General features: G+C 67.4%; 19 protein-coding genes. 5 read left to right on the top strand and 14 right to left on the bottom strand.

Features of this window, described 5'->3' with window-relative positions; all coding sequences use genetic code 11:
* Window positions 1-34 precede the first annotated feature (34 nt).
* The 6 genes from LFT46_RS08420 to LFT46_RS08395 form a co-directional block, all read right to left on the bottom strand.
* On the bottom strand, window positions 35-1,483 hold the full coding sequence (locus LFT46_RS08420; RefSeq protein ID WP_236802073.1) for an HNH endonuclease signature motif containing protein: 1,449 nt from the start codon (window positions 1,481-1,483) through the stop codon (window positions 35-37).
* A 140-nt stretch (window positions 1,484-1,623) separates the two neighbouring features.
* Window positions 1,624-1,983 (bottom strand): hypothetical protein, encoded by a 360-nt coding sequence (locus LFT46_RS08415; protein ID WP_236802072.1) that lies wholly within the window; start codon window positions 1,981-1,983, stop codon window positions 1,624-1,626.
* A gap of 66 nt (window positions 1,984-2,049) precedes the next feature.
* Window positions 2,050-2,778 carry a thymidine kinase gene (locus tag LFT46_RS08410; protein WP_236802071.1) on the bottom strand — a complete coding sequence of 243 codons (729 nt, stop codon included), beginning with the start codon at window positions 2,776-2,778 and terminating at the stop codon, window positions 2,050-2,052.
* Window positions 2,771-3,985, bottom strand: a complete 1,215-nt coding sequence (locus LFT46_RS08405; protein WP_236821815.1) for an alkaline phosphatase family protein — start codon at window positions 3,983-3,985, stop codon at window positions 2,771-2,773. Before LFT46_RS08405 ends, LFT46_RS08410 begins: the two co-directional genes overlap by 8 nt.
* A 1-nt stretch (window position 3,986) precedes the next feature.
* Entirely contained in the window at window positions 3,987-4,730 is a 744-nt protein-coding gene (locus LFT46_RS08400) for a DUF5998 family protein (protein ID WP_236821814.1), read from the bottom strand.
* 41 nt (window positions 4,731-4,771) lie between these two features.
* A complete protein-coding gene (locus tag LFT46_RS08395) occupies window positions 4,772-7,456 on the bottom strand; it encodes a bifunctional acetate--CoA ligase family protein/GNAT family N-acetyltransferase (protein WP_236821813.1) in 2,685 nt (894 codons plus the stop codon).
* 77 nt (window positions 7,457-7,533) lie between these two features.
* On the opposite strand from LFT46_RS08395, the gene LFT46_RS08390 reads away from it, so the two are divergent.
* The gene (locus tag LFT46_RS08390) at window positions 7,534-10,050 is read left to right on the top strand and encodes a DNA gyrase/topoisomerase IV subunit A (protein WP_236821812.1); all 2,517 of its coding nucleotides are present in this window, start codon (window positions 7,534-7,536) and stop codon (window positions 10,048-10,050) included.
* A 46-nt stretch (window positions 10,051-10,096) separates the two neighbouring features.
* Here the strand turns inward: LFT46_RS08390 and LFT46_RS08385 are convergent, their stop codons facing one another.
* Together LFT46_RS08385 and LFT46_RS08380 are read right to left on the bottom strand one after the other, a co-directional pair.
* Window positions 10,097-10,897 (bottom strand): ABC transporter permease subunit, encoded by an 801-nt coding sequence (locus LFT46_RS08385; RefSeq protein WP_236821811.1) that lies wholly within the window; start codon window positions 10,895-10,897, stop codon window positions 10,097-10,099.
* Entirely contained in the window at window positions 10,887-11,885 is a 999-nt protein-coding gene (locus LFT46_RS08380) for an ABC transporter ATP-binding protein (RefSeq protein ID WP_236821810.1), read from the bottom strand. The genes LFT46_RS08385 and LFT46_RS08380 overlap by 11 nt, the downstream gene beginning before the upstream one ends.
* 69 nt (window positions 11,886-11,954) lie before the next feature.
* On the opposite strand from LFT46_RS08380, the gene LFT46_RS08375 reads away from it, so the two are divergent.
* The gene (locus tag LFT46_RS08375; protein ID WP_236802064.1) at window positions 11,955-12,473 is read left to right on the top strand and encodes a DinB family protein; all 519 of its coding nucleotides are present in this window, start codon (window positions 11,955-11,957) and stop codon (window positions 12,471-12,473) included.
* A gap of 45 nt (window positions 12,474-12,518) precedes the next feature.
* Here LFT46_RS08375 and cydD read toward each other — a convergent pair whose 3' ends face one another.
* Genes cydD through LFT46_RS08360 form a run of 3 tightly spaced genes read right to left on the bottom strand, consistent with a single transcriptional unit; the run spans window position 12,519 to window position 18,648 of the window.
* Entirely contained in the window at window positions 12,519-15,977 is a 3,459-nt protein-coding gene (gene cydD, locus LFT46_RS08370; protein WP_236821809.1) for a thiol reductant ABC exporter subunit CydD, read from the bottom strand.
* A gap of 1 nt (window position 15,978) precedes the next feature.
* The gene (cydB, locus tag LFT46_RS08365; protein ID WP_236821808.1) at window positions 15,979-17,028 is read right to left on the bottom strand and encodes a cytochrome d ubiquinol oxidase subunit II; all 1,050 of its coding nucleotides are present in this window, start codon (window positions 17,026-17,028) and stop codon (window positions 15,979-15,981) included.
* A gap of 15 nt (window positions 17,029-17,043) precedes the next feature.
* Complete coding sequence (locus LFT46_RS08360) at window positions 17,044-18,648, bottom strand: cytochrome ubiquinol oxidase subunit I (protein WP_236821807.1); 1,605 nt, start codon at window positions 18,646-18,648, stop codon at window positions 17,044-17,046.
* A gap of 260 nt (window positions 18,649-18,908) precedes the next feature.
* Here LFT46_RS08360 and LFT46_RS08355 point away from each other — a divergent pair, with 260 nt between their 5' ends.
* The gene (locus LFT46_RS08355; RefSeq protein ID WP_142134261.1) at window positions 18,909-19,292 is read left to right on the top strand and encodes a BlaI/MecI/CopY family transcriptional regulator; all 384 of its coding nucleotides are present in this window, start codon (window positions 18,909-18,911) and stop codon (window positions 19,290-19,292) included.
* On the opposite strand, the gene LFT46_RS08350 is transcribed toward LFT46_RS08355, so the two are convergent.
* Window positions 19,289-19,462 carry a hypothetical protein gene (locus LFT46_RS08350; protein WP_236821806.1) on the bottom strand — a complete coding sequence of 58 codons (174 nt, stop codon included), beginning with the start codon at window positions 19,460-19,462 and terminating at the stop codon, window positions 19,289-19,291. The two genes, LFT46_RS08355 and LFT46_RS08350, sit on opposite strands and share 4 nt — an antisense overlap.
* Between LFT46_RS08350 and LFT46_RS08345 the strand changes: the two genes are divergently transcribed.
* Complete coding sequence (locus LFT46_RS08345) at window positions 19,449-20,288, top strand: M56 family metallopeptidase (protein WP_236821805.1); 840 nt, start codon at window positions 19,449-19,451, stop codon at window positions 20,286-20,288. The genes LFT46_RS08350 and LFT46_RS08345 overlap by 14 nt on opposite strands.
* A gap of 105 nt (window positions 20,289-20,393) precedes the next feature.
* Here the strand turns inward: LFT46_RS08345 and LFT46_RS08340 are convergent, their stop codons facing one another.
* Window positions 20,394-22,502, bottom strand: a complete 2,109-nt coding sequence (locus LFT46_RS08340; protein ID WP_236821804.1) for a DNA gyrase/topoisomerase IV subunit B — start codon at window positions 22,500-22,502, stop codon at window positions 20,394-20,396.
* A 256-nt stretch (window positions 22,503-22,758) separates the two neighbouring features.
* On the opposite strand from LFT46_RS08340, the gene LFT46_RS08335 reads away from it, so the two are divergent.
* Window positions 22,759-22,980, top strand: coding sequence for a DUF7455 domain-containing protein (locus tag LFT46_RS08335; RefSeq protein WP_013600696.1), 222 nt, complete (start codon window positions 22,759-22,761; stop codon window positions 22,978-22,980).
* 189 nt (window positions 22,981-23,169) lie between these two features.
* On the opposite strand, the gene LFT46_RS08330 is transcribed toward LFT46_RS08335, so the two are convergent.
* Complete coding sequence (locus LFT46_RS08330; protein ID WP_142134267.1) at window positions 23,170-24,477, bottom strand: RNA polymerase sigma factor; 1,308 nt, start codon at window positions 24,475-24,477, stop codon at window positions 23,170-23,172.
* Window positions 24,478-24,687: the final 210 nt, after the last annotated feature.

The following is a 24,687-nucleotide window of genomic DNA, read 5'->3' as shown; positions in this document are numbered from 1 at the left end:
GCCCCGAATGCGGCACCACTCCGGAGTGGCACGATTACAAGACGAGATGCTCCTCGAGGGCTTCCTCGAGGATGCTGTGTTCGCCGGGCAGGGTACAACGAGGCCAGTGTGTTGGTTCCCAGTCCTGGTGCTCGCTGGGGTAATGCCGGCCGGTGGGTGAAATCCAGCCGGGCGGCTCGTTCTTCGCGGCCGGGGTGGGTTTCCATCCGGTGGTGTGCCGGAGTTTGTGGTGTTTCGGGCAGGGTTGTCCCAGGTTGCTGATCCCGGTGGTGCCGCCCTTGTGCCAGGCGAGGATGTGGTCGGCGTCGTTGTCCAGGGAGTTGTTGCTGCAGCCCGGAAACGGGCACTTTCCGTCCCGCATCCTCAGCCAGGCCCGCATCGCCCCGGTCACCCGGTAACTCTTCCGGCCGATCTCCAGCGGCGCCCCATCCCGCGGATCCACCAACACCCGGTAAAACGACCCGGCGCCGTTCGCCACCAGGTCCCGGGCCATCGACGGCGGGATCGGCCCGTACCCGTCGAGCATGGCCGGTTCATCGGTCAAGCCCATCAGGGAGAACACAGGAACCGTAACCAGAACCTGGGCCCGGATCGGTGAAGGCAAGTCTTCCCGTCCGGCGCCGGCACCTTCAACGTCAGCACTGCCGCTGTCACGCGCCCCGCCGTGGCCACTGCCGCTGCCGAGGAACACCTCGGCGAAGTTGTCGGCCCGCAACTGGGACATGGTCCGGGACTCCTCCGGACCCTGCATGCTCCGGGACATTGCGGTGAGCCGGTTCCACCCGGCCAACGCCTGCTCCGCCGGCAAACACGCGGACAGCCACGCCATCCCGTCCTGGTCCGGCCGGAACTCAACCCGCCGATCCGCCACCCCCTTGGCATGGCGCACTTCGATGCTCTCGGCGTGGTGGCGTTCCCGCCACGTCCGGGCCTTGACCCTGAACCGATGCGCTGGCATCTCCCCCACCGGGCATCCCCTCGCCGGATCCTGGGCATCCGGGTCCAAGAAATGAGCCTCCAACGCTGCCGCCCCGGCAGCATCCAGGCACACCGCTTCATCGGCCATCACCACCGCGTGCTGCCACGACAACGTCCCCGCCTGCAGCCCCGCAAGGGTCCGCGGCAACGACGACATCAGGGCGTGCGAAGTCGCCAGGAACGACGACGCCGCCCGGGGCCCCAACGCCAGCACACACCCAATCTCAGCAGCGACCGCCATCTCCTGCGCCTGCACCGGCACACCCGGCCCGGCAACAGCGCATGCGCTCTCCGCGTACCTCACCGCGGCCTTCGCCTTCAACCCCGCCAACCCGGCTTCAACCTCCCGGGCACCGGCAAGAATGTCCAGGCACCCATCAGCCAACCCAGCCAACGGATCAGCCACCGAAAACGCGTCAGACCCGCACCCATCCACCTCAGCACCAAGCACAGCAAGGGCAGCCCGGATGTCCGCATAAGCCTTGGCCACCGCCGCCTTTCCCATAAACCCATCATGACAAAGGGGTACGACAATCAGACTTTGGCACTTAAGACCTGCAGTAGCTGCTTCTGCCTGCACAGTTACCGACAATTGAAGCGCACCATGCAGCTATGCCAGCAGGTAGCATCCTCGTTCCCCGACCCTCAACTGAGGCTAAACCCGGGAGCAAAAAAGCCCAGATAGAAAAAGCCTGCTCCCACAACCAGCGCCATTACTCCAAAAACGCGCACAAAAAACATCGAAGCCAGCAAGGACTTGGAGTAATCCACACCAAAGGGGTGGTAATTCTTAATGCCCTCCACTAACCCGCTGGCAGCCCCGTTGATGTTGGCGATCACGCACAGGCCCAACAGGAATAGGACGACGCCCATGCTGCCAGACGTCCAGCGGACGTATTCAACAAGTTTGAAGGCCACGGCAATCATGTTCACGATGAAAACCAGGAAAAACACGAGGTATAGGCTTTTCAGTGGTTGGGGCAGGGCCCCAATGAACTCCCGCATCGCTCCCCCGTTACCTTCGCGCCGGTTTCTCCAAAGAATAGGGGAATTAGCGTCGAGGAAGAAGCATTATGTTGCGCGGCTGTCGCCCAGCCCACCCGAACCCCGCCAGAGGCACGCGTCCACGTCGAACGGCAGCAGCTGATCCTGCTGCGCCATTAGGGACGCACCGTGCGCCGTGACCCGCCGCATGAAGTGGCGCCGGCACAGCGTCTCGTATCCCACCACCGGAAGGTGCCCGGCCTCCGGGGCGGCGGCCTCGACCACCATGTCCACGTCGCCAACCACCACCTGCGCGCCCTCGGTGACCATGACGCCGTCGACCGTCCTGGCATTGTGTGTGGCCCTGCGGCCACACCAGCACAGCGCCTCCACTTGAAGCACCTGCACCCGGTCGGCGAGCTCTATCAGGCGCTGCGAACCCGGGAACAACCGGGTTCGGAAGTCGGCGGTGATGCCGAAAGCGAAGACGTCCACATCGATCTCGTCCACCACCTTGGCCAACTGCTCCACCTGCTCGGGAGTATAGAACTGGGCTTCGTCGCAGATCAGGTAGTCAACCCGCTGGCCTTGCGTGCGCCGGACCATGACTTCCTCCCAGAAGTCCGTGCTGTCCAGCACCTCCACGGCATCCGTCTCCAGGCCGAGGCGGCTTGAGATCCGGGACTCGCCGGCGCGGTCGTTGCGGCTGAACCGTACGCCGCCGCGCCCGCGGGCCCGGTGGTTGTAGTCCATCTGCAGGGCCAGGGTGGATTTGCCGCAATCCATGGTGCCGGAGAAGAAGATCAGCTCAGCCACGACGGTTCCTTCCCTGGGCGGTAAAGCAGAGCAGCGGAACCTCCCGCTCGGCCTTCGTCAGCGAGCCGTGCTGGCCCACCACTTCCATGGCCGTGGGCCGCATGCGCCGACCGTCGTAAAGCGCGACGGCGTCACGCGCCGCGATCATGACGTCACCGATCCTGCCTTCAACAGCAGGCCGCACGTCACCAAAGAGCCCACCGGCAACGGCCTCCTCCTTGGTGAAGGCCCACACCCGGTCACCGAACCGGGCTTTCCACGCGGCCAAGAGCCGGTCGCGGGCACCGGCGGCGGACTCCACGTACCCCTCGTCGAGGTACAGGTGCACCATGCGCGGTTCACCGGCCGTGTGGCGGACTCCGTCCACCAAATCCGGATCCTTGGAGAAATCAATACGCTGCGACTCGGGGACGTCCAGCATCCCGTGGTCCGCAGTCAGCAGGATGGTGGTGCCGGCTGGCAGGGAGGAGCTAAGCCGCTTGACGGTGGCGTCGAGCTCTTCCAGCTGGTGTTCCCACTGTTCGGACTTGCAGCCGTAGCGGTGCCCTGCCTTGTCGAGTTCATTGACGTAAAAATACATCAGGGACCGGCCGGAGCCGGCCATGGCCTCTGCCGCTGCGGCGGTCCGCGCGTGGGAGGTTGTCCCGGAGATGAACCTGCCGCCCCGAAGCGCTGCCCGGGTCATGGGCGAACTGTCGAACTGGGCAAGGCTGACAGTGCTGACATCCACCTCTTCGGCGATCCGTTCAAAAACCGTGGGGAAAGGCTGCCACGTCGACGGATCGACACCCGGATCCCAGTTTCCCAGCAGGTTGACTACCTTGTCCTGGTCCGGGTCCAGCACGTCATAGCCCACCATGCCGTGCTGGCCGGCCGGAAGACCGGTCCCAAAGCTCGACAATGCCGCGGCGGTGGTGGAGGGAAAGGCGGAGTCCAGCCACACCGGAACCTCGCCCTGTCCTTCCTGCACCACCGAGCGCAGGAAGGGTGTGTGCGCGGCCTTTTGCTTCAGGAGGTTCCGGCCCAGGCCGTCCGCGAGCACAACGCAGATTTTGGCGGCGGAGGGGAGGCCGAGGGTGTTGGCGAAGCTGTCCACGCCAAGGCTGGCTGCCGCGCTGGTGAGCACTTCGGCGATGGAGCGGTGCCCATAGGCGGGAGCGGGCGGAAGGTCGGGGGCTTGTACTGAGTGGTTGGGGTCTTCCGGCATCTCAGCGCTGCTGGTGCCCGCGGCTGAGCCGGTTGCCAAACACTCCGGAGCGCGTCCGGGGGCCCATGGACTGCACATGCGGGACCGGCGCGGCGGAGCCGGTATTGACTGCCCGCAAGGCCCGGGCAAATAGCTTGGCGTCCTGCACGGCCCGAAGGCCATCCGCCTCGGCGCTGATGCGGAGCACGATGTCTTCCTGCGCGATGGTTCCTGTGTAGCCGTGGTCCGCTTCGCACTGCGGATCGCCGCAGCTGGCCGGCCCCATGTCCAGCCGTTGGCCGCCGGACCACGCGATGGACAGGGTCAGTTCGCGGACGGGGTCCGACGGCTTGTAGTTCTGCGGCTGGGCGTACATGTAGCTCAGGACCACGGACCGGATTTGGGCCACGGGAACGGACTCGGTGGAGATCTGGGCGACGATCTGCTCCCCCGCCTCGTCCAGTTGCTGGTCGTCCACGTGGGTGATCACCAGCATGTCCGCAGTGAGGACCAGCACGGTGATGTGGCGGCGGACCTCGGCCCGGTCGAAGTGGGTCTCCAGGTGCACCAGGTGGGCCACGCAGTCCCGGCCGTCCAGTGCGTCGTCGACGACGTCCGAGACAAGGCGCGGGTAGAACCCTGCCTTCTGCAGTGCGTCTTCCAGGCTCTGGCCCTGCACTCCGTGGTTGTGTGAGCTGTGGTGGCGGACGGCCTGGTTTTCATTGCCGGGCGTTTCGGGCGCCGACGCGGGAGGCTGGAAGCTCATGCCCCCATTTTCACAGATCGCCCGGTCACTTGCTAACCGCGTCAGCCCAGCATGGCCCGTCGCGCGCTGTCCGTGCGCTGCGCGGCGTTGCCGATCCGCACGTCGGCGGCGAGAATGGTCACCCCGGTGGTGCCGCACAAAACCGGGTTAAACTCCACCAGCGCGATCTCCGGATGGTTGTCCTTCATCCAGGCCAGCCGCCCGGCAAGGTCCTCCAGGGCAGCGACATCAACGGGCGGCAGGCCCTGGTAGCCGAAGAGCTTTCGGGACGCCCGGGGGGAACGGATGAAGTCGTGCACGTCGGCGGCGGAGAGCGGCGGGACGCGGTGCGCCCAGTCGTCGAGCAGGTTGACGGCGTCACCGGCAAGGCCGAACGAGATGACGGGGCCCAGCAGCGGATCCTCGATGGCACGGAAGGTGCACGCCTGCCCCACCGGCGCCATCGCCTGCACTTCGAGCGCAGGGTCTCCGTAGGCTGCGAGCGCCCGCCGCATCTGCACCACGTTTTGGCGCAGCGACTGTTCATCCTCGATGCCCAGGCGCACCCCGCCAAGATCCAGGCGGTGGCGGAGGGCCGGGGCGGTGGTCTTCAGCACCACCGGCCAGCCCAGTGCGTCAGCGGCCGCCACGGCCTCATCAGGGGTGCTGAAGGGCAGGGAGGGCAGGACCGAGATGCCGTAGTGCCCCAGCAGGGAAGCAGTCGCCGCCGGTTCCAGCTGCTTGAGCTGGTCACCGGTGACGTCCCGCAGCAGTTCGTCGAGCTCAGCCTCGGCCTGCCGCGGGTCGCAGCCTGCGGGTTCCACAAACTGCCCCTGGTCGCGGGCGGCCCACTCCGCGTACCGCACCACGGCGGCGAGCGCGGCGACGGCGGCTCCGGGGTTGGAATAGCAGGGGACGGTGCAGCCGTCCGCCCCCAACAGGCCTTCCACATTGATGGCCGGGTCCAGGATGCCGGTGAAAGCGGCCACCACCGGTTTGCGGGCGCTGGCCGAACATTCGGCCAGGACCTGCGCCACGGCATCGGGTGTCAGTCCGCGGGCCGGCAGCAGGGCAGCGACGGCGGCATGCACGGCATCGGAGGCCAGGGCATCGAGGAGGGCCTTCCGCAGTGCGGGAAGTGCCACCGACTGGCCGGCGTCGAGGTCCAGTCCGGAGACCACCTGCGCCACCCCCAGCCCGTGGGCCACAGCACTGTCCGCCACCACATTGCCCAGCGCCTGGGAGTTGCTGAAGATGGCAACATCCGGTCCCGCGGGAAGCGGCCGGCCGGAGACCACCTGCGCCACGTCCACCAGCTGCTCCACGGTTTCCACCCGGATCACGCCCGATTGCCGGAGCATGGCATCCAGCGCCCCGGCCGGTGCCTGGGTGGTCCGGACGGCATGGCCGGGCGGCAGCCGCAGGCCCATGGTGTCCGACTTCGCCACGATCACGGGCTTGGTGCGGGCCAGCCGGCGGGCGATGCGGGAGAACTTGCGGGGGTTGCCGATCGACTCAAGGTACAGGCCCACGGCGGAGGTATCGGCGTCGTCCTCCCAGTACTGCATCATGTCATTGCCCGAAACGTCCGCCCGGTTGCCTGCCGAGAGCAGGCTGGACACTCCCACCCGGCGCCGGCTGGAGGCGGCGTAAAGCGAGACGCCGATGGCCGCGGACTGGCTGAACAGGCCCAGGCCGCCGCGCAGCGGCATGGTGGGGGCCATGGAGGCGTTCAACGCCACGTCGGGGTGGGTGTTGGCGATGCCGAGCGACGCCGGCCCGATCACCCGCATGCCGTTCGCCCTGGCCTGGCGCACCAGGGCGCGCTGCCGCAGCAGGCCGCGTTCGCCGTCGTCCGCGAAGCCTGCCGAGGCGATCACGACGCCCTTAACGCCCGCAGCGGCGCACTCCGCCACAACCCCGGCCACCTCCTCGTAGGGGACGGCGATGATGGCCAGCTGGACGGGTTCGGGGACCTCTGAGAGCTTGCCGTAGGACATCATGCCCGCGAGCTCCAGCGCTTCCGGGTTGATGGCGTAGACGGAGCCGTGGAAGCCGCCCTCGATGATGTGTTCCAGCAGCTGGTACCCCACGGTCCCCCACCTGCGGCTGGCACCGATTACAGCAACGGACGACGGCGCCAGCAGCTCCCGGACGCTTCTCGCCTCTGCGCGGTGCTCGCGGGATTCCATGACGGCCCGCGATTTTTCGGTGGGGTCGATGTTGAACTCGAGGCTCACGACGCCGTCGTCGAAGTGGCGCTTGACGTCGTAGCCGGCGTCGGAGAAGACCATCAGCATCTTCCGGTTTTCCGGCAGCACCTCTGCGGTGAACTTCCGGATCCCGTTTTCGTGCGCAGCGGCGGCCAGGTGTTCGAGCAGGATGGAGCCGATGCCCCTTCCCTGGTGGGCGTCGGCGATGTTGAAGGCCACCTCGGCCTCTGTGGGGTTGGGGAGGCGGTCGTAGCGTCCGATGCCGATGATTTCCCCGTGGATGGTGATGACGAACGCCACGCGGTCCTTGTAGTCCACCTCGGTGAAGCGCTTGAGCTCCTTGGCGGACAGCCTGGCCTTGAAGGCGAAGAAGCGCATGTAGATTGAATTCTGCGACTGCCCGGCATGGAAGGCCTGGACAGCATCCGCGTCCGACGGGTGGATGGGCCGCAAATGCGCTGTTCCGCCGTCCCGCAGGACGACATCGGCTTCCCAATGTTCCGGATATTCGCCGTCCCCGGGCCGATCCACCATAGGCTTAGCCTAGCCAAAAACTCCCGCAGCACACCCCAACGGCTGCGCAGTAACCCCAGAAGGATTCACCACACCCCATGGCCCGCCGCCAAAGTCCAGCCCCCATCGCAGACGAGAACTACACGGAAAACATCGTCGATATCGATGTCACCTCCGAGATGCAGGGCTCGTTCCTGGAGTACGCGTACTCAGTGATCTACTCGCGCGCGCTCCCGGACGCCCGTGACGGGCTCAAGCCGGTGCAGCGGCGCATCCTCTACATGATGAGCGACATGGGCCTGCGCCCCGACCGCGGCCACGTCAAGAGCGCCCGCGTGGTGGGCGAGGTCATGGGAAAGCTGCACCCACACGGCGACGCCGCCATTTACGACGCCATGGTGCGCATGGCGCAGGACTTCTCGCTGCGCCTCCCCCTGATTGACGGGCACGGCAACTTCGGCTCGCTCGACGACGGCCCCGCAGCACCGCGGTACACGGAAGCGAGGCTGGCGGCGGCCGCCCTCACGCTCACCAACCACCTCGACGAAGACGTGGTGGACTTCGTCCCGAACTACGACAACCAGCTCACCCAGCCGGACGTCCTGCCTGCCGCTTTCCCCAACCTGCTGGTCAACGGCGCCACCGGCATCGCCGTCGGCATGGCCACCAACATGGCCCCGCACAACCTGGTGGAAGTCATCTCCGCCGCCCGGCACCTGATCGCCAACCCGGACGCCACCCTGGATGACCTCATGCGGTTCGTTCCGGGCCCGGACCTGCCCAGCGGCGGCCGGATCGTCGGCCTGGACGGCATCCGCGACGCCTACGCCACCGGCCGTGGATCCTTCAAGACCCGCGCCAAGGTGGAGATCGAACAACTTTCCGCGCGCCGCACCGGCCTGGTGGTCACGGAACTGCCGTACATGGTGGGCCCGGAAAAGGTGATCGAAAAGATCAAGGACGCGGTCAACGCCAAGAAGCTGACCGGCATCAGCGACATCGTGGACCTGACCGACCGCAAGCACGGGCTCCGGCTGGTCATCGAGCTCAAGAACGGCTTCAACCCCAACGCCGTGCTGCAGCAGCTTTACCGGTACACGCCGATGGAGGACTCCTTCGGCATCAACAACGTCACCCTGGTGGACGGCCAGCCGCAGACTCTGGGCTTGGTGGACCTCTTGTCCGTCTACGTCAACCACCGCATCAACGTGGTCCGCCGCCGGACCGTGTTCCGCCTGGGGAAGAAGAAGGACCGGCTGCACCTGGTGGAGGGCCTCCTCATCGCCATCGTGGACATCGACGAGGTCATCCAGATCATCCGGTCCTCGGACGAGGCTGCTGCGGCCCGTGAACGGCTGATGTCCATCTACGACCTCACCGAGGTCCAGGCCAACTACATCCTGGAACTGCGCCTGCGCCAGCTCACCAAGTACTCCCGGATCGAGCTGGAAAAGGAACAGGACGAACTGCGCCGCGAGATCGCCGAGCTGCAGGCAATCCTGGACTCCGAGGAACTGCTGCGCACGGTGGTCTCCGACGAACTCGGCGCCATCGCCGAGGAGCACGGTACGCCCCGCAGGACCGTCCTGCTGGAATCCGAGGCCGTCTCCCCCACCGTGGCCGCCGAACTTGCCGGGGCCAACGGGAAGAAGGGCAAGCCCACTCCACTGTCCCTGGAGATTGCGGACGACCCCTGCTGGGCCATCCTCACAGCCTCCGGGCAGGTGGCCCGCACCAGCAACCAGGAACCGCTGGCCGAGGCCGGTCCCCGCAGCAAGCACGACGTCTACACCTCGGTGGTGAAGACGTCGGCCCGGGGCGAGATTGCGGCCGTCACCTCGCTGGGCCGCATGCTCCGGCTGCAGGTCATGGACATGCCCGTGCTCGCGCCCATGGCCGGGCTGCCCAACCTCGCCGGCGGCGTTCCGGCCAAGGAGTTCCTCACCCTGGTGAAGGGCGAGTCCCTGGTGGCGTTCGTGCGCCTGGACGAGGTCCTGGCCATCGGCACCGCCCAGGGCGTGGTGAAACGCGTCCAGCCGGACTATCCGCTGAACCGCGAGGACTGGGAAGTCATCACCCTCAAGGACAAGGACTTCGTGGTGGGCGTGGCTCCGGCCAGCGCAGACGACGTCGACCTGGTGTTCCTCACCCGGGAGGCCCAGCTGCTGAAGTTCCCCGCATCCGCCGTCCGTCCCCAGGGGCGTACCGCCGGCGGCGTGGCGGGAATCAAACTGGCCGCGGGTGACCAGGTGATCTTCTTCGGTGCCGTGCAGCCCAAGGACGAGGCCGCCGTCGTGGTAACCATCGCCGGGACCAACGGCGCCCTCCCTGGCACGGCTCCAGGCACGGCGAAGGTCACCGCCTTCTCCGAATACCCGGCCAAGGGACGCGCCACCGCCGGGGTTCGGTCACACCGTTTCCTGAAAGGCGAGGACATGCTGCTGCTCGCCTGGGCAGGACACGGCCCGGCGAAGGCGTCATCCGCCGCCGGCGTGGCAAGGTCCCTGCCCCAGGAGCACGGCCGCCGTGACGGATCGGGCGTCCCGCTCTCCCAGGCCGTGGAAGCGGTGGGCCCGGCCATGGCCTGGCCGGACGGAGCATCCGAGGACGACTAGTGCGGGCGGGACTGAGGCGCAGCCGCATCCAACAGTGCAGCTGCGCTCAACCCGCCACGTCCCTGCGCCGAAAGCCCGCGACGGCGAGCGCCAACAGCACCGCAATGGTGAGGGCGGACACCAGCACGCTGTCCCACGCGGGCCCCTTCCGCAACGGGTCCTGGCCAACGTACTGGTAGAACGGTGAGGCCTTTTGGATCCGGCGGAAGGCCTCCACCAGCGGTGCAAGCGCGTTGACGATGTAGGCAAGAACCGCCAGCACGGCGGGAATTCCGCGGCTGAGGCCGGTCCGCCCTGTGGACGCCGACAAGCCGAGGGCCAGGGATCCGAAAACCACGCCCAGCAGTGCCAGGTGCAGCATGGCGGCAGCCACCTTGTCCGGCGGCAGGACAAGGTCCGCCATGTTGCCCTCAATCACCAGCGACAGCCCCATCACGGCGGCCAGCAGGAAGGTGCCCAGCACCATGGCGAAGAACTTGTCCACCACCACCCTGCCCCGGCCCACCGGGTTGCCAAGCAGCAGGTCCATGGTGTGCCGGTCCTCTTCCCCGCCAATCGACCCGGCCCCGGCGCTGATGGCGTAGATCAGCACGGCGATCGGCCCCATGAAGGACAGCAGCTCCACCTGGATATAGCCCGTGGGAGTGGACATGTCGGCGCTGGATGTGGCGAACAGCGACCGGAACGCCTCCGGCATTTGGTCGATGAAGTCACTCATGGACGGCTGCGACTTCACGGACGGCCAGATGGCTGCGTACGTGGCCACAATCAGCGCCAGGGAGACGGCCCATGCCAGCAGCACCCTCCCCTGGTCCCGGAGCGTCTTCAGCAGGACGTTAGCCAGCATGGCCCACCGCCGTTCCGGACACGCTTTCCGTCTCGGCGGCGGACGCGTGGCCGGGTTGCTGGTCAATCCCGTAGTAGCTCAGGAACATCTCCTCCAGCGGGGCCTCGGAACATTCGAAGTCCTCCACTTCCCTGGCGCTGACCAGCTTGAGCAGTGCATCCAGGGCGGCCTGCGGGGCGTTGCAGCTCAACGTGCGGCCGTCAACCTGCAGATCCCGCACCCCGGGAACACCGGCAAACTCCGCCGCAGAGACCCCGTCGGTGAAACGGGCCCGCACCCGGTGCAGGGAGCGGGCGGCAAGGTCCTGCAACCGTTCCACCGCCACCAGTTTTCCACCGCGCACCACTCCGATTCGGTCCGCCACACGCTCCACCTCGCCCAGGACGTGGGAGGAGAACAAGGCTGAACCGCCGTCGGCAGTGTGCTCACGCAGGATGGAATGGAAAACCTGCTGCACCAGCGGATCGATTCCGCTCGTTGGTTCGTCCAGCACCAGCAGCCGTGGCCGCGACATCACGGCCAGGACCACGGCGAGCTTCTGGCGGTTCCCGCGCGACAACGTGCGGGCCGGCCGGTCCAGGTCCAGGTCCAGCCGGACCGCGACCTCCGCTGCCCCTTTCCGGTCGTCGCGGTGCCGCAGGTGGGAGCAGTAGGCGACGTGCTGGTTGCCGGTGAGGCGGTCGTACAGCGCCGGCTCGCCGGGCACGTAGCCCACCAGGCGGTGGACGTCCCGCGACTGCCGCCAGGCATCCAGTCCCAGTACGGCCGCTGTTCCCGCCGAAGGCCGCAGCATCCCCATCAGGAGGCGGATGGTGGTGGTTTTGCCTGCCCCGTTCGGGCCCAGGTAGCCAAACACCTCGCCTGGCCCGATGGTGAGGCTGACATCGTCGAGCGCTGTGTTCCGGCCAAACCGCTTGGTCAGGCCGGCCAGCCGCACCATGCTTTCCCCGTCCGTGCTTTGCGCGCCCATGCTCGTTTCCGGGCTCATGCTGCGACGCTAGCCGGGCCGCTGCGTCCATCCCAGAGTCTTTTGGCCCGCACCGCTTAGACTGCTCCCATGCCTATCGTTCCCGATGCCAAGGACTGGACCTGGGTCCTGTCCCGCCCCTGCCCGGAATGCTCCTTCAACGCCTCCTCAGCCACACCGGCAACGGTCCCGGGCAGCATCGAAAGCATGATTCCGCGATGGCTGGCCGTCCTGCGCCGGCCGGACGCGACCCAGCGCCCCAACGACGACACCTGGTCCGCGGTTGAGTACGCCTGCCACGTGCGGGACGTCTTCACCCTGTTCGTCCAGCGGCTGAACCTGATGCTCACGGCGGATGATGCCCGCTTCGCGGACTGGGACCAGGACCGGACAGCGGTCGAAAAGGACTACGCCAACGCCGACCCGTCGGAAGTGGGCCCGGAACTGGCGGCAGAAGGACACGAGGCGGCCGAGTCGTTCGCCGGCGTCCCCGAAGAGGACTGGGGACGCAAAGGGCTGCGCAGCAACGGCTCGGAGTTCACCGTCCTGACGCTCTCCCAATACTTCCTGCACGACGTCTTCCATCACCTGCACGACGTCAACGGCTAGGGATACAGGCTTCCCGGCCCCTTTCCGGCTTTAACGGGAGGGGCGTCAGCGCAAACGCGCCAGCGGTGCCCGCGCCTGTCCCGAGAATTCCGACAGGTCAAGGCGCCCGTCACCGGCCTGGATGTCCGCCGGGTTGTGGGTGACCAGCACCACCGTGCGGTCCCGCAGCCCGGAACGCAGGTCCGCGAGCATGGCGGCGGCGGACTCCGCGTCCAGGTGGGCGGTGGGCTCATCCAGCAGGATCACCTCCGCACCGGTCAGCAGGGTCCGGGCCACAGCCAGGCGCTGGCGCTCGCCGCCGCTCAGGAAAGCACCCCCCGGGCCGATCCGCGTGTCCAGCCCCGCCGGCAGCCGGCCAACCAGCCCGGCCAGTCCGACGGCGGCCAGGACGGCGTCCAGCTCTTCGTCACGTCCCGCAGAGGCGCCGCCGGTGGACGGCCTGCCCAGCAGCAGGTTGCCGCGGATGGTGGAGTCGAACAGGTGTGCATCCTGCGGGCACCACGCCGCCCGGCCGGTCACCCTCACCTGGCCGGAAGCGGGCGGCAGGAAACCCAGCAGCACCGAGAGCAGCGTGGATTTGCCGGAGCCTGAGGGTCCGGTGACCGCCAGCCAGCGCCCGGGTGCTGCCTCCGCATCCACGCCCGAGAAGACCGGGGAGCCACCCGGCCAGGCCGCAGCCAGGTCCACCAGTTCGATGCCTGGCGCACCGCCGGCCCTGGCGGGAACGGGCTGCAACCCGTCGGACGCGTCGCCGCCTTCTTCAAGCGCCCCCGACTCCCCCACCCGGCGCATGACGGCACGGAGCGCCGGGAACTGGCGCACCGCCGTCGTCATTGCTGCGAAGGGTTCCACCAGCGCCAGCAGCAGGAGGACCACCACGGCCGCGATGGCCGGGGCAACCCTGGCTGCAAGGACTTCGGGCCCGGCCAGCCAGGCTGCAGCCAACGCGGCAGCACCGCAGGCGGCCGTGGCGACGGCGTGTCCCAGCCCGTCGGCCCAGGCGGACCGCTGGGAGGCGCGGGTGGCGTCCCGGTCCTCGGCCAGCAATGCGTCAAGGACGCGGGGCGCCACACCGTTGGCGTGCAGTTCGGCCCGTGCGTCCAGGGCTGCCGTGACGCGGCGCAGGACGCCGGAGCGCAGGGCCTGCTCGGCACTGGCGGACTTCCGGTCACCCCACAGGGCGGCTGCGGGCGCCAGCAGCAGGCCACTGACCGCAGCCCCAACCACTGCGGGAAGGGCGGCCGGCACCAAGGTTCCGGTGGCGGCCACGGCAAGGACGGACACCGCAAGCGCCGTGACCGGCGGCAGGACCACGCGCGGCAGGAGGTCGCGGACGGTGTCGACGTCGTCGATCACCGTACCCAGCACGTTGCCGCCCTGCAGGAGCCGGCGCAGCGACAGCGCCCTGCGGCTCAGGGACTCCCACAGCCGTCCGCGCAGGCGGGTCAGGGCGGCGAACACGGCATCGTGCAGCAGCAGCCGCTCCCAATAGCGGAACACGGCGCGGCCGATGCCAAAGAACCGGACGCCGACAATGGCCGTCAGGAGGTAGAGGATGGGCGGCTGCTCGCTGGCCCGGATGATGAGCCAGCCAGACAGGCCGGAAAGCGCGACGGCGAAGACGGCCGCCAGGGTGCCGACGAAGGCCGCCGCCGCGAACTTGCCCCGGACCGGTGCCAGGAGCGCGGCCAGGAGGCGGGCGGCCCGGGGATCGGCACTAGGAGCGGCACTCCGGGCGGGGCGGACGGGCCTGACGCGCCTGGCGTCCGTTCCGCCGTCGACGCCGGTGTCTGTGGCGGGCGTGCCATTCGACCTTGTGCTGCCGGCGGTGCCGGCGTTGTCTGCCAGGAGCGCGGAAATGCCGGCATGCGGTACCTCCGGTGTCGTACCGGCAGGGCCGACCGGCACCAGGACGTCTGCCAGCTGCCGGGTGCGCTGGTTGTGGGCCACCAGGATCACGGTGACCTCGCCGCGGAGCCGCCGGATGGCGTTCTCGACGATGACGGCCGAGGCGTCGTCCAGGTGCGCCGTGGGCTCGTCCAGCAGCAGGAGGGTGGCACCAGCGTCGATCCGGGCCAGGCCTCGGGCCAGTGCCACGCGCCGCAGCTCACCCGGGCTCAGCTCCGCCTGGTGCTTCCCGGCGAGGTGGCCGGCTCCTGCGCGTTCCAGGCAGCCGCGGGCGGCGCTTTCGGCCGTGAACCGGTCCGGGCCGTGCCTGGCGTCCGGTGAGAGGTACAGCAGCACCTCGTCCAGGACCTTTCCGGCGACCATGACCGGATGCTGCGGCACCCAGGCCACGGCGCCACGGTCCAGGCCGTTGATGTACCCGGTAATGCTGGTTCCTGCCGCATCCGGTTCGCCGCCGTTGCCGATGGTGCCGGCCAGTACACCCAGGACAGTGCTCTTGCCGGCGCCGCTGGGCCCGTCCAGGGCGGTGATCCTGTCCTGGGGTGCGGTGAAGGAGAGGGGTCCGACGGCGGCTCCGGACCGCCCGGGATAGGTCACCGTGAGGGCGGTGACCTCCAGCGGCGCGCCCGGCCTGCCGGCCTTGGCGGCCGGCAACGGCGCCGGTTCAGGCGCATCCGTCACGGCGGCTGTTTCCGCGAGCGCCACCCGGCCGTCGTCGCTGGCGTGGTGGGCGGTGCCCAGTTCCCGCAGCGGAAGGTAGCAGTCCGGGGCCAGGAGGAGTGCCAGCAGGCCCGCCTCCAGCGGCATGCCGCCGTGGACCAGCCGGACGCCAATGAAGACCGCCACCACGGCCACCGAGATGGTGGCGATGAGTTCCAGGGCCAGGGCGGACAGGAACGCGGTCCGGAGGGTGCCCATGGTGCGCGAGCGGTATTCCTCGGAGATCTCCTCCAGGGCCTTGCGCTGCGCGGTGGCCCGGCCCAGTCCCACCAGGACCGGCAGGCCCTTGGCGAGCTCCAGCATGTGGCCGGACAGCCGCGCCAGCGAGGCCTGGGCCTGCCGCACGTTGTCTTCGGTGTAGCGGCCGATCAGCACCATGAACACCGGGATCAACGGGACCGTCAGCACGATGACCAGCGCGCTGACCCAGTCTGCGAAGAGGATCCGGGCCCCGAGCAACAGCGGAACGGCGGCGCAGTTGACCAGCGCCGGGAGGAACTGGGTGTAGTAGCTGTCCAGCGCATCCAGGCCGCGGGTGGCCAGGACGGCCAGGCCGCCGTCGCCGGGACCGGTTCCCCGCACCCCGCTTCGCAAGGCCCGCTCCAACAGTTCGGCGCGAAGCTCCTCCTTGACCCCCAGGGCTGCGCGGCGGGCGGCGACGGCCTGCCCCCAGACGGTCAGGGAGCGGAGGACGACGCCGACGGCACCTGGAGTGAGCTGCTGTGCCCAGGCCTCGTTCCCCTCGGCGAGGCCGGCCAGGACGGAGGCCACCGCCTGGCCGATGAGGATCAGGGACAGGGCCTTGAGCGCGGCCAGCAGTCCCAGCCAGTAGATTGCGGACCGGGTGGCCGGGCCTGTGGGGAAGGTTGGCCGCACGTCAGCCCTTGGTGGTGAAGGCTTTGGCGGCGATGGCAGGGAGGAAGCTGTGGGCTTCGGGAATGTGCGCAGCGCTGACGCGGCGGCGGAACACCCAGTAGGTCCAGGCCTGGTAGGCGATCACCAGGGGAAGCCCAAAGGCCGCCACAATGCTCATCAGCCCCAGGGTGTAGTCCGAGGATGAAGCGTTGGAGATGGTGAGGTCAAAGGCGCTGTCCAGCGTGGAGGGCAGCACCACCGGGAACACGGCCCCGAAGATGGATGCGGTGCCCAGGATCAGGAAGGCGCCAAGGGCCAGGAAGGCCCTGCCCTCGGAGCCGTTCCGGGCCAGCAGCCAGGCGGTGGCGGCAGCGCCAACGGCCAGTACGACGGCGGCCCAGGTCCACGGCTTGCCGTCCAGGAACTGGATGGCAAGGGCCCATGCGGCGATGGGCAGGAGCAGGACCGGCAGCAGCCGCACGAACCACCGGCGGGCACGGTGGCGGACGTCGCCGTCGGTCTTGAGGGCCAGGAAGGCCAGGGCATGGAGGAGTGAGAAGCCCACGACGGCAAGGCCGCCCAGCAGGGCGTAGCCGCTGAACCAGGCCATGGGGCCGCCTTCCCGGTCGCCGTTGGCATTCAGCGGAAGCCCGGTGGTGGTGAGGGCCAGGGCGGCGCCCACGCCGAACGCCGCGAAGAAGGAGCCCAGCGCGATGGCCCAGTCCCAGCGGTTCCGCCAGCTGTCCGTGTCCACTTTGCCCCGGTATTCGAATGCGACCGCCCGGAAGATCAGGGCCAGCAGCACCACCAGGAGGGGGAGGTAGAGCGCGGAGAACAGCGAGGCGTACCAGAGGGGAAAGGCGGCGAAGGTGGCGCCGCCGGCGGTCAGCAGCCACACCTCGTTGCCGTCCCACACAGGCCCGATGGTGTTCAGCAGTACCCGGCGCTCGGTGTTGTTGCGGGCGAAGAGCTTCATCAGCATCCCGACCCCCAGGTCGAAGCCTTCCAGGAAGAGGTAGCCGGTCCACAGCACCGCGATGGCGATGAACCATATGGTGGGAAGCAGTTCCATTGTTTGTTTCCTCTGCTAGTAGGCGAAGGCCAGGACGTCGTCGGCAGGTTTGGGCCCGGTGTTGCCGCCGGAACCGGGTGTTTCGTCCTCGTTCTCGTCCGCCGGTGCGTGGCCGAGTTCCGGCATCGCGGACACCACACCCCCGCGGATGTACTTGACCAGCAGCTTGACTTCCACCACCAGCAGGACGGCGTACACGGCGGTCAGTGCCACCAGCGAGGCAATGAGTTCCCCTGCGGAGACACCCGGGGATACGGCGGCGGCGGTGAACATGAACACCTGGTCGATTCCGCTGGGGTCCGGGTTGGGCGCCACGACGAAGGGCTGGCGGCCCATCTCGGTGAAGATCCAGCCGGCGGCATTGGCGCCGAAGGGGGCCAGGATGCCGAAGACTGCCAGACGCATGAGCCACCGGGATTCCGGCACGGTCCCCTTGCGGGTGAGCCAGAGGGCCACCAGTGCTGCCAGGGCGGCGAGGCCGCCAAAGCCGATCATCATCCGGAAGCCCCAGTAGGTGACTTCCATGACAGGGACGTACTGGATTTCCTGGCCTGCGCGCTCGCCGTAGATCGGGTTGTCCGGCAGGTGGGTTCCGTAATTGGCCTGGTACTCCGGCAGCAGGGTGTTGACGCCCTTGACCTCGGTGGTGAAGTCGCCCTTGGCCAGGAAGGACAGGATGCCCGGAACCTCGATTACGGCCACCACGTCGTCGCAGTTCCTGGAGCCGACGTTCCCGACGCTCAGGACGGAGAAGCCGGTACCGTCGTGGCAGGCGGCCTCCGCCGCGGCCATCTTCATGGGCTGCTGCTGGAACATCAGCTTGCCCTGGAGGTCGCCGGTGACGGCGGTGCCGGCGAACGAGATCATGGCGACCACGGCACCGATGCGCAGGGAACGGATCCAGACGTTGTGATCGGCGCGGTCGCGGCCGGGAATGCGGACGTCTTCACCGGGGATCACCCGGCCGTCTGCACCCACGGTGTCAACGCCGTCGTGCCGCCGCCGCCACAGGTGGTACCAGGCGATGCCCAGGAGGAAGCCGCCTGCCACGGCGAGGGCGCCGAACAGGGTGTGCGGAACGGCCACAAGCGCGGTGTTGTTGGTGAAGACGGCCCAGGCGTCGGTCATGACGGGCCGGCCGTTGATCATTTCCACCCCTACCGGGTGCTGCATCCAGCTGTTCGCCACGATGATGAAGTAGGCGGAGAGTGCTGATCCGATGACGGCCACCCAGAGGCAGGCCAGGTGGATGGCCGGCTTGAGCTGCTTCCAGCCGAAGATCCACAGGCCGAGGAAGGTGGACTCCACGAAGAAGGCCAGGAGCGCTTCCAGGGCCAGGGGCGCCCCGAACACATCCCCCACGAAGCGGCTGTACTCGCTCCAGGCCATGCCGAACTGGAACTCCTGCACGATGCCCGTGGCCACGCCCATGATGAAGTTGATGAGGAACAGCTTTCCCCAGAACTTGGTCATGCGCAGGTATTCGGGCTTGCCGGTGCGGTACCAGGCTGTCTGGATGACGGCCACCACGAGGCCCAGGCCGATGGTCAGCGGCACCATCATGAAGTGGTAGACGGTGGTGATTCCGAATTGCCAGCGTGCGATTTCCAAGGCGTCCATGGCGGTCCCTACTGTTAGCCGATGCAGTTTTCTACGCTTCGTAGAACTCCAACTTCTACAAAGTGTAGAACATCCTTGACGGCGGATGAAAACCCTCCCGCCCTCCCCTAGCATCCCGCGTCGGGCCACGCCGCGCCAGATGTTCTACTCCATGTAGAACGTTGGCCGGTTTCGGGGTAAATTAGTTCTGTAGTTGAACAACAGTGGGACGTAACCGTGCACCGAAAGTGCGCGGCGCGGGGAAATAAAGGAAAAGTGAAATGGCTAGTCTTGGTGAACTGGAACGGGCGGTCATGGACCTGCTCTGGGCGGGCCAGGAAGCGGCTACGGCCAATACCCTGAGGGACCAGTTGGCGCGCACGTCGGCGGCACAGGGCGGGCCGGGCCATGAAGGCAAGGAACTGGCCGTCACAACGGTACTGACCGTACTTTCACGCCTGGAGAAGAAGGGGCTGGTGGAACGCGAACGCGGCACCCGTCCCCACCGCTACCAGGCGGTGTCCAGCCGCGCAGACCACACCGCGGAACTCATGCATGAGGTCCTCGGGTCAGCACCGGACCGCGAGGCCGTCCTGGCCCGCTTCATCGGGTCGGTGTCCGAAGGTGAAGCCGAGACGCTGCGCAAACTGCTGGGCCGCGTCTAGCACACCATGTTCTGGGCCTCATACCTGCTGGCGGTCCTTGCGATAATCCTGGCGTGGCCGGTGCCGATCCTCCTGTCCCGGGCCCAGTGGCCGGCCAGGTCGCCGTTCACGGCCATGCTGTTGTGGCAGGCGATCGCGCTTGCAGGTGGGTTGTCAATGATCGGCGCCATGCTGGTCTACGGCCTGGAACCTATTGGAGACAACCTGATTGCAGGCCTCCGCGGCCTCGCCGGCATGGTATTTTTCAACGCGCCCACCACCGCGCTGGGGTTCTGGCACATCTTTGCCCTGTCCGCTGCTGCCCTGCTCTCCGTCCATCTGGTGTTCACCCTGCTGCTGACGTACTACAAAATCCAGCGCCAGCGGCGGCGGCACCGCGAAATGCTGGCCCTGCTGGCGTCACCCTCCGGCCAGGACGCCGGAACCCTGGTCATCAGCCACGACTCACCCGTGGCGTACTGCCTTCCGGGCGGCGCGCGTTCGGTGACGGTGCTATCGGACGGCCTGATGGCGGCGCTCGAACCGGCAGAGCTTCGGGCGGTGCTGATTCACGAGAACGCCCACCTCAACCAGCGGCACCACCTCCTGCTCTGGGCCTTCGCCGCGTGGCGGCAGGCCCTCCCGTGGCTGCCCACCACCCGGCTTGCCCAGGAGTCCGTGAACTCCCTCATCGAGATGCTGGCCGATGACGTGGCCCTGCGGACCGAGAGCAAAGCCACCCTCATCAAGGCCATCGCCATCGTGGCCAGCGGTTCAGCCGCGGAGGCCGGCGCCGGTGTCCGGCCCTCCTCGCCCACGCTGGCCCTGTCCGGGCTTGAGTCAGCATCAGGCGGAGCCGGCTCGGACGCTGTCCGTACCGCAGCTTCCCGGGTCAGCCGCCTGCTGACGCCCCAGCCTCCGCTTCCTTCCGCCGTCCGCAGCGCCGTCATGGCAGGCAGCGTCCTGCTGCTCGCGCTGCCCACCGCACTTCTGCTGGTTCCCGGACTGCTCGGCTGACCAGCCGCCGTCGGGCCCTGTCCAGCGGGCCCCGCGGTACCCTCCGGCGCCTTCCCAGCCAGGTGCCAGCCGCCCTGCCCCCAATTGCGAGGCCGTACGCCGCTGTCAGGCGTCGATGCGCTCCCGGTCCAGGCTGGAGGCGCCGGCGATGATGAAGTCCTTGCGCGGCGACACGTCCGAACCCATCAGCAGGTCGAAGATTTCCTCCGCCTGTTGCGCGTTCTCGATCCCCACCTTGCGCAGCGTGCGGTGCCGCGGGTCCATGGTGGTTTCGGCCAACTGCTCGGCGTCCATCTCCCCCAGGCCCTTGTACCGCTGGATCGGTTCCTTGTACCCCTTGCCTTCCTTGGCCAGGCGGGCCAGCAGCACGTGCAGTTCAGCTTCTGAGTAGGTGTAGATCATCTCGTTGGCCTTCTGGCCTGCGTTGATGACCTCCACGCGGTGCAGCGGAGGCACCGCCGCGAATACCCTTCCCTCAAGGATCATGGGACGCATGTAGCGGAAGAACAGGGTCAGCAGCAGGGTCCGGATATGGGCTCCGTCCACGTCGGCGTCCGTCATGAGGATGACCTTGCCGTACCGGGCCGCGCTGATGTCGAAGCTGCGGCCGGAGCCTGCGCCCACCACCTGGATGAGGGCCGCGCATTCGGCGTTGGAGAGCATGTCCCCCACCGACGCCTTTTGAACGTTCAGGATCTTGCCCCGGATGGGCAGCAACGCCTGGAAGTCGGAGGATCGCGCCAGCTTGGCAGTGCCAAGTGCGGAGTCACCTTCCACGATGAACAGTTCGGAACGTCCGACGTCGTCCGTCCGGCAGTCGGCGAGCTTGGTGGGCATCGAAGAGGTTTCCAGCGCGTTCTTGCGCCGTTGGGTCTCCTTGTGCACCCGGGCCGAGATGCGGGACTTCATCTCGCTGACGATCTTTTCCAGCAGCAGGGCGGACTGGGCCTTGTCATTCTTGCTGGACGACGACAGCTTGGCGGAGATCTCCTTCTCCACCACCCGGGCCACGATGGCCCGGACGGCGCTGGTGCCGAGGATCTCCTTGGTCTGGCCCTCGAACTGCGGTTCCGCCAGCCGCACGGTCAGCACCGCCGTCAGGCCCGCGAAGATGTCGTCCTTTTCGATCTTGTCGTTGCCGGCCTTGAGCTTGCGGGCGTTTGCCTCCACCGCTTTGCGGAAGGTCTTGACCAGCGCCTGCTCGAAGCCGGACTGGTGGGTGCCGCCCTTCGGGGTGGCGATGATGTTCACGAAGCTGCGCACGGTGCTGTCGTAGCCGATGCCCCAGCGCAGCGCCACGTCCACTTCGCAGTCACGCTCAACCTCTGCCAGCTGGCTGTGCCCGCGTTCGTCCAGGACCGGGACCGTCTCCTTGAACTTCCCCGACCCGTGCAGGCGCCACACGTCGGTGACGGCAGGATCGGCGGCGAGGAACTCGACGAACTCGGAGATGCCGCCGTCGTGGTGGAAGACCTCCTCATGGGGGCCGGCCTCACCAGGCGTCCCGGCGACCCTGCGCTCGTCCCGCACCGTGAGCTTGAGTCCGGGCACTAGGAAGGAGGTCTGGCGGGCGCGGGCCACGAGGTCCTCGTAGGAGAACTTGGCATCGGGGGTGAAGATCTGCCGGTCCGCCCAGTAACGGATGCGGGTTCCGGTGACGCCGCGCTTGGCCTTGCCCACGATGTCCAGCACCGAGTCGTCGACGAACGGTGTGAAGGGCGCTGCGGGGTCCAGGCGGGATCCGGCGTCCTTGAACCGCCCGGGTTCGCCCCGGCGGAAGGACATCCGGTAGGTCTTGCCGCCGCGGTCCACTTCCACGTCAAGGCGTGAGGACAGGGCGTTGACCACCGAGGCGCCAACGCCGTGGAGTCCGCCCGAGGCGGTGTAGGAGCCGCCGCCGAACTTGCCGCCCGCGTGCAGCTTGGTGAAGACCACCTCGACGCCGGTGAGCCCCGTCTTGGGCTCCTTGTCGATGGGGATGCCACGGCCGTCGTCGTGGATCTCCACGGAGTTGTCCGCGTGGAGGATGATGCGGATGTCGTGCCCGAACCCGGCCAGGGCCTCGTCCACGGAGTTGTCGATGATTTCCCAGAGGCAGTGCATGAGGCCGCGCGAGTCGGTTGAGCCGATGTACATGCCCGGGCGCTTGCGGACGGCTTCGAGGCCCTCCAGGACGGAAAGGTGCCGGGCGGTGTAATCAGAGCTAGGTGCCACTGGTGATGAACTCCTTCAGGGACGTGTGCGCGGCGCTGGAACCGCATCTTCTAGGGTAATCGGCTGCGGCGGCTGGAGCCGTCTGCCACACCCGCCCGCGGCTGTGCGGCACGCCACCAGCCCCAGTGATGGGCGGAACTTGCCCATTCTTGATTGAACCTTGCGGCTACGCGCACAGCGAACTTGCCCCATCCTTGCGATGGTTTGGATACGAATGCTGGTTATATAGATGTACTGATCTACTAAGGAGGCCGACATGACAACAGCAGTGGCAGACCGCACGCTCAACGCACTCGACCGGTGCGACCGTTGCGGAGCCCAGGCATATGTGCGGGTTGTACTCGAGTCCTCCGGCGGTGAGCTGCTGTTCTGCGGCCACCACGCCCGTGCAGTCGAGGCGACGCTCAAGCCGTTGAGCTCCGACTGGCACGATGAGACGGGAAAGCTTCACGAGAAAGCTGCCGTGGAAATCGACTAGATGAGGCATCGGTAACAACGAACCCTGCGGGGCCCTTCCACTACGGAAGGGCCCCGCAGGCGTTTAACCACATGCCACCGCGAAGTTCGCGGCGCGAAAAAGCAGCGAAAAACAGGGGCCGTGCCGGAGCCACCCGAAGGTGGGTTCGGCACGGCCCCTGCAGGGTCCCGTAAGTGGAGTCCGGTGGACCTAGTCCAGGTAGTCCCGCAGGACCTGCGACCTGGAGGGGTGGCGGAGCTTGGACATGGTCTTTGATTCGATTTGCCGGATCCGCTCGCGGGTGACGCCGTAGACCTTGCCGATTTCGTCTAAAGTCTTCGGCTGTCCGTCGGTCAGGCCGAACCGCATGGCAACCACGCCGGCCTCGCGTTCGGAGAGGGTGTCCAGCACGGAGTGCAGCTGCTCCTGGAGGAGGGTGAAGCTCACGGCGTCGGCCGGAACAACGGCCTCGGAGTCCTCGATCAGGTCACCAAACTCCGAGTCGCCGTCCTCGCCCAGGGGCGTGTGCAGCGAAATGGGTTCGCGGCCGTACTTCTGGACCTCGACCACCTTTTCGGGTGTCATGTCCAGCTCCAGTGCCAGTTCCTCGGGCGTGGGCTCTCGGCCCAGGTCCTGCAGCATCTGGCGCTGGACGCGGGCCAGCTTGTTGATGACTTCAACCATGTGCACCGGGATGCGGATGGTGCGGGCCTGGTCGGCCATGGCGCGGGTGATGGCCTGGCGGATCCACCAGGTGGCGTAGGTGGAGAACTTGAAGCCCTTGGTGTAGTCGAACTTCTCCACTGCGCGGATCAGGCCCAGGTTGCCTTCCTGGATCAGGTCCAGGAACAGCATGCCGCGGCCGGTGTAGCGCTTGGCCAGGGAGACCACCAGGCGGAGGTTGGCCTCCAGCAGGTGGTTCTTGGCGCGCTTGCCGTCGTGGATGATGAATTCGAGTTCACGCTTGTACTTCGGATCCATGGAGCCGTCGTCCGCGGCGATCTTTTCCTCGGCGAACAGCCCGGCCTCGATCCGCAGCGCAAGGTCGACTTCCTGCTCGGCGTTGAGCAGTGCGACCTTACCAATCTGCTTCAGGTAGTCCTTGACGGGGTCAGCCGTGGCGCCGGCAGACATGACCTGCTGCACGGGGGCATCGTCATCATCTGCGTCGGAGTAGACAAAGCCCTTGCCGCTGCCCACTGCGCCCTTGACGGGATCGGCGTCGGTATCGGCATCCTCTACTGCGTCCGGCCCTTCGAGGACGTCGAGGTCTTCCTCAGCGTCCTCAACCTCGTCCGCGTCAACGGCGGACTTTCCTGCAGCCTCTGCTGCAGCCTTGGCGCCAGGCTTGGGCCCACGCTTCTTGGGCTCGCGCTTGCCGTCCGCTGGAGCCGCGCCGGCCGAAGCCTTGTTGGCTGCCCGCGTAGCTGCCCGCTTGGCATTGGTCGCGGCCTGCTTCTCCTCAGGGGACAAGACATCCTGGGCGGCGGAATCCTTCTTCGTGGAAGACGGGGTCACAGAAAACCTTTCTAGCGGTGGTCTGTGGAATCACCATACGGGCAACACCACTATGACCCTGTCAAGTCCGTGATGAAAACCAAGCGCCACCACGGCCGGCAGAGTCACTTAAGACAACTCCCGGAGCGGCTGTAATGTTCCCTTGCGGGCCCATTCCAAGCACTCGATGCACGGACCCAACCGGGTCTCGGCATCTATTGTCTCATGATT

Origin of the sequence: Arthrobacter sp. FW306-07-I (genome assembly GCF_021800405.1) — a bacterium.
GTDB lineage: Bacteria > Actinomycetota > Actinomycetes > Actinomycetales > Micrococcaceae > Arthrobacter.
The sequence above is the reverse complement of the archived record's forward strand: the minus strand, read 5'-3'. Positions and strand labels throughout refer to the sequence as shown.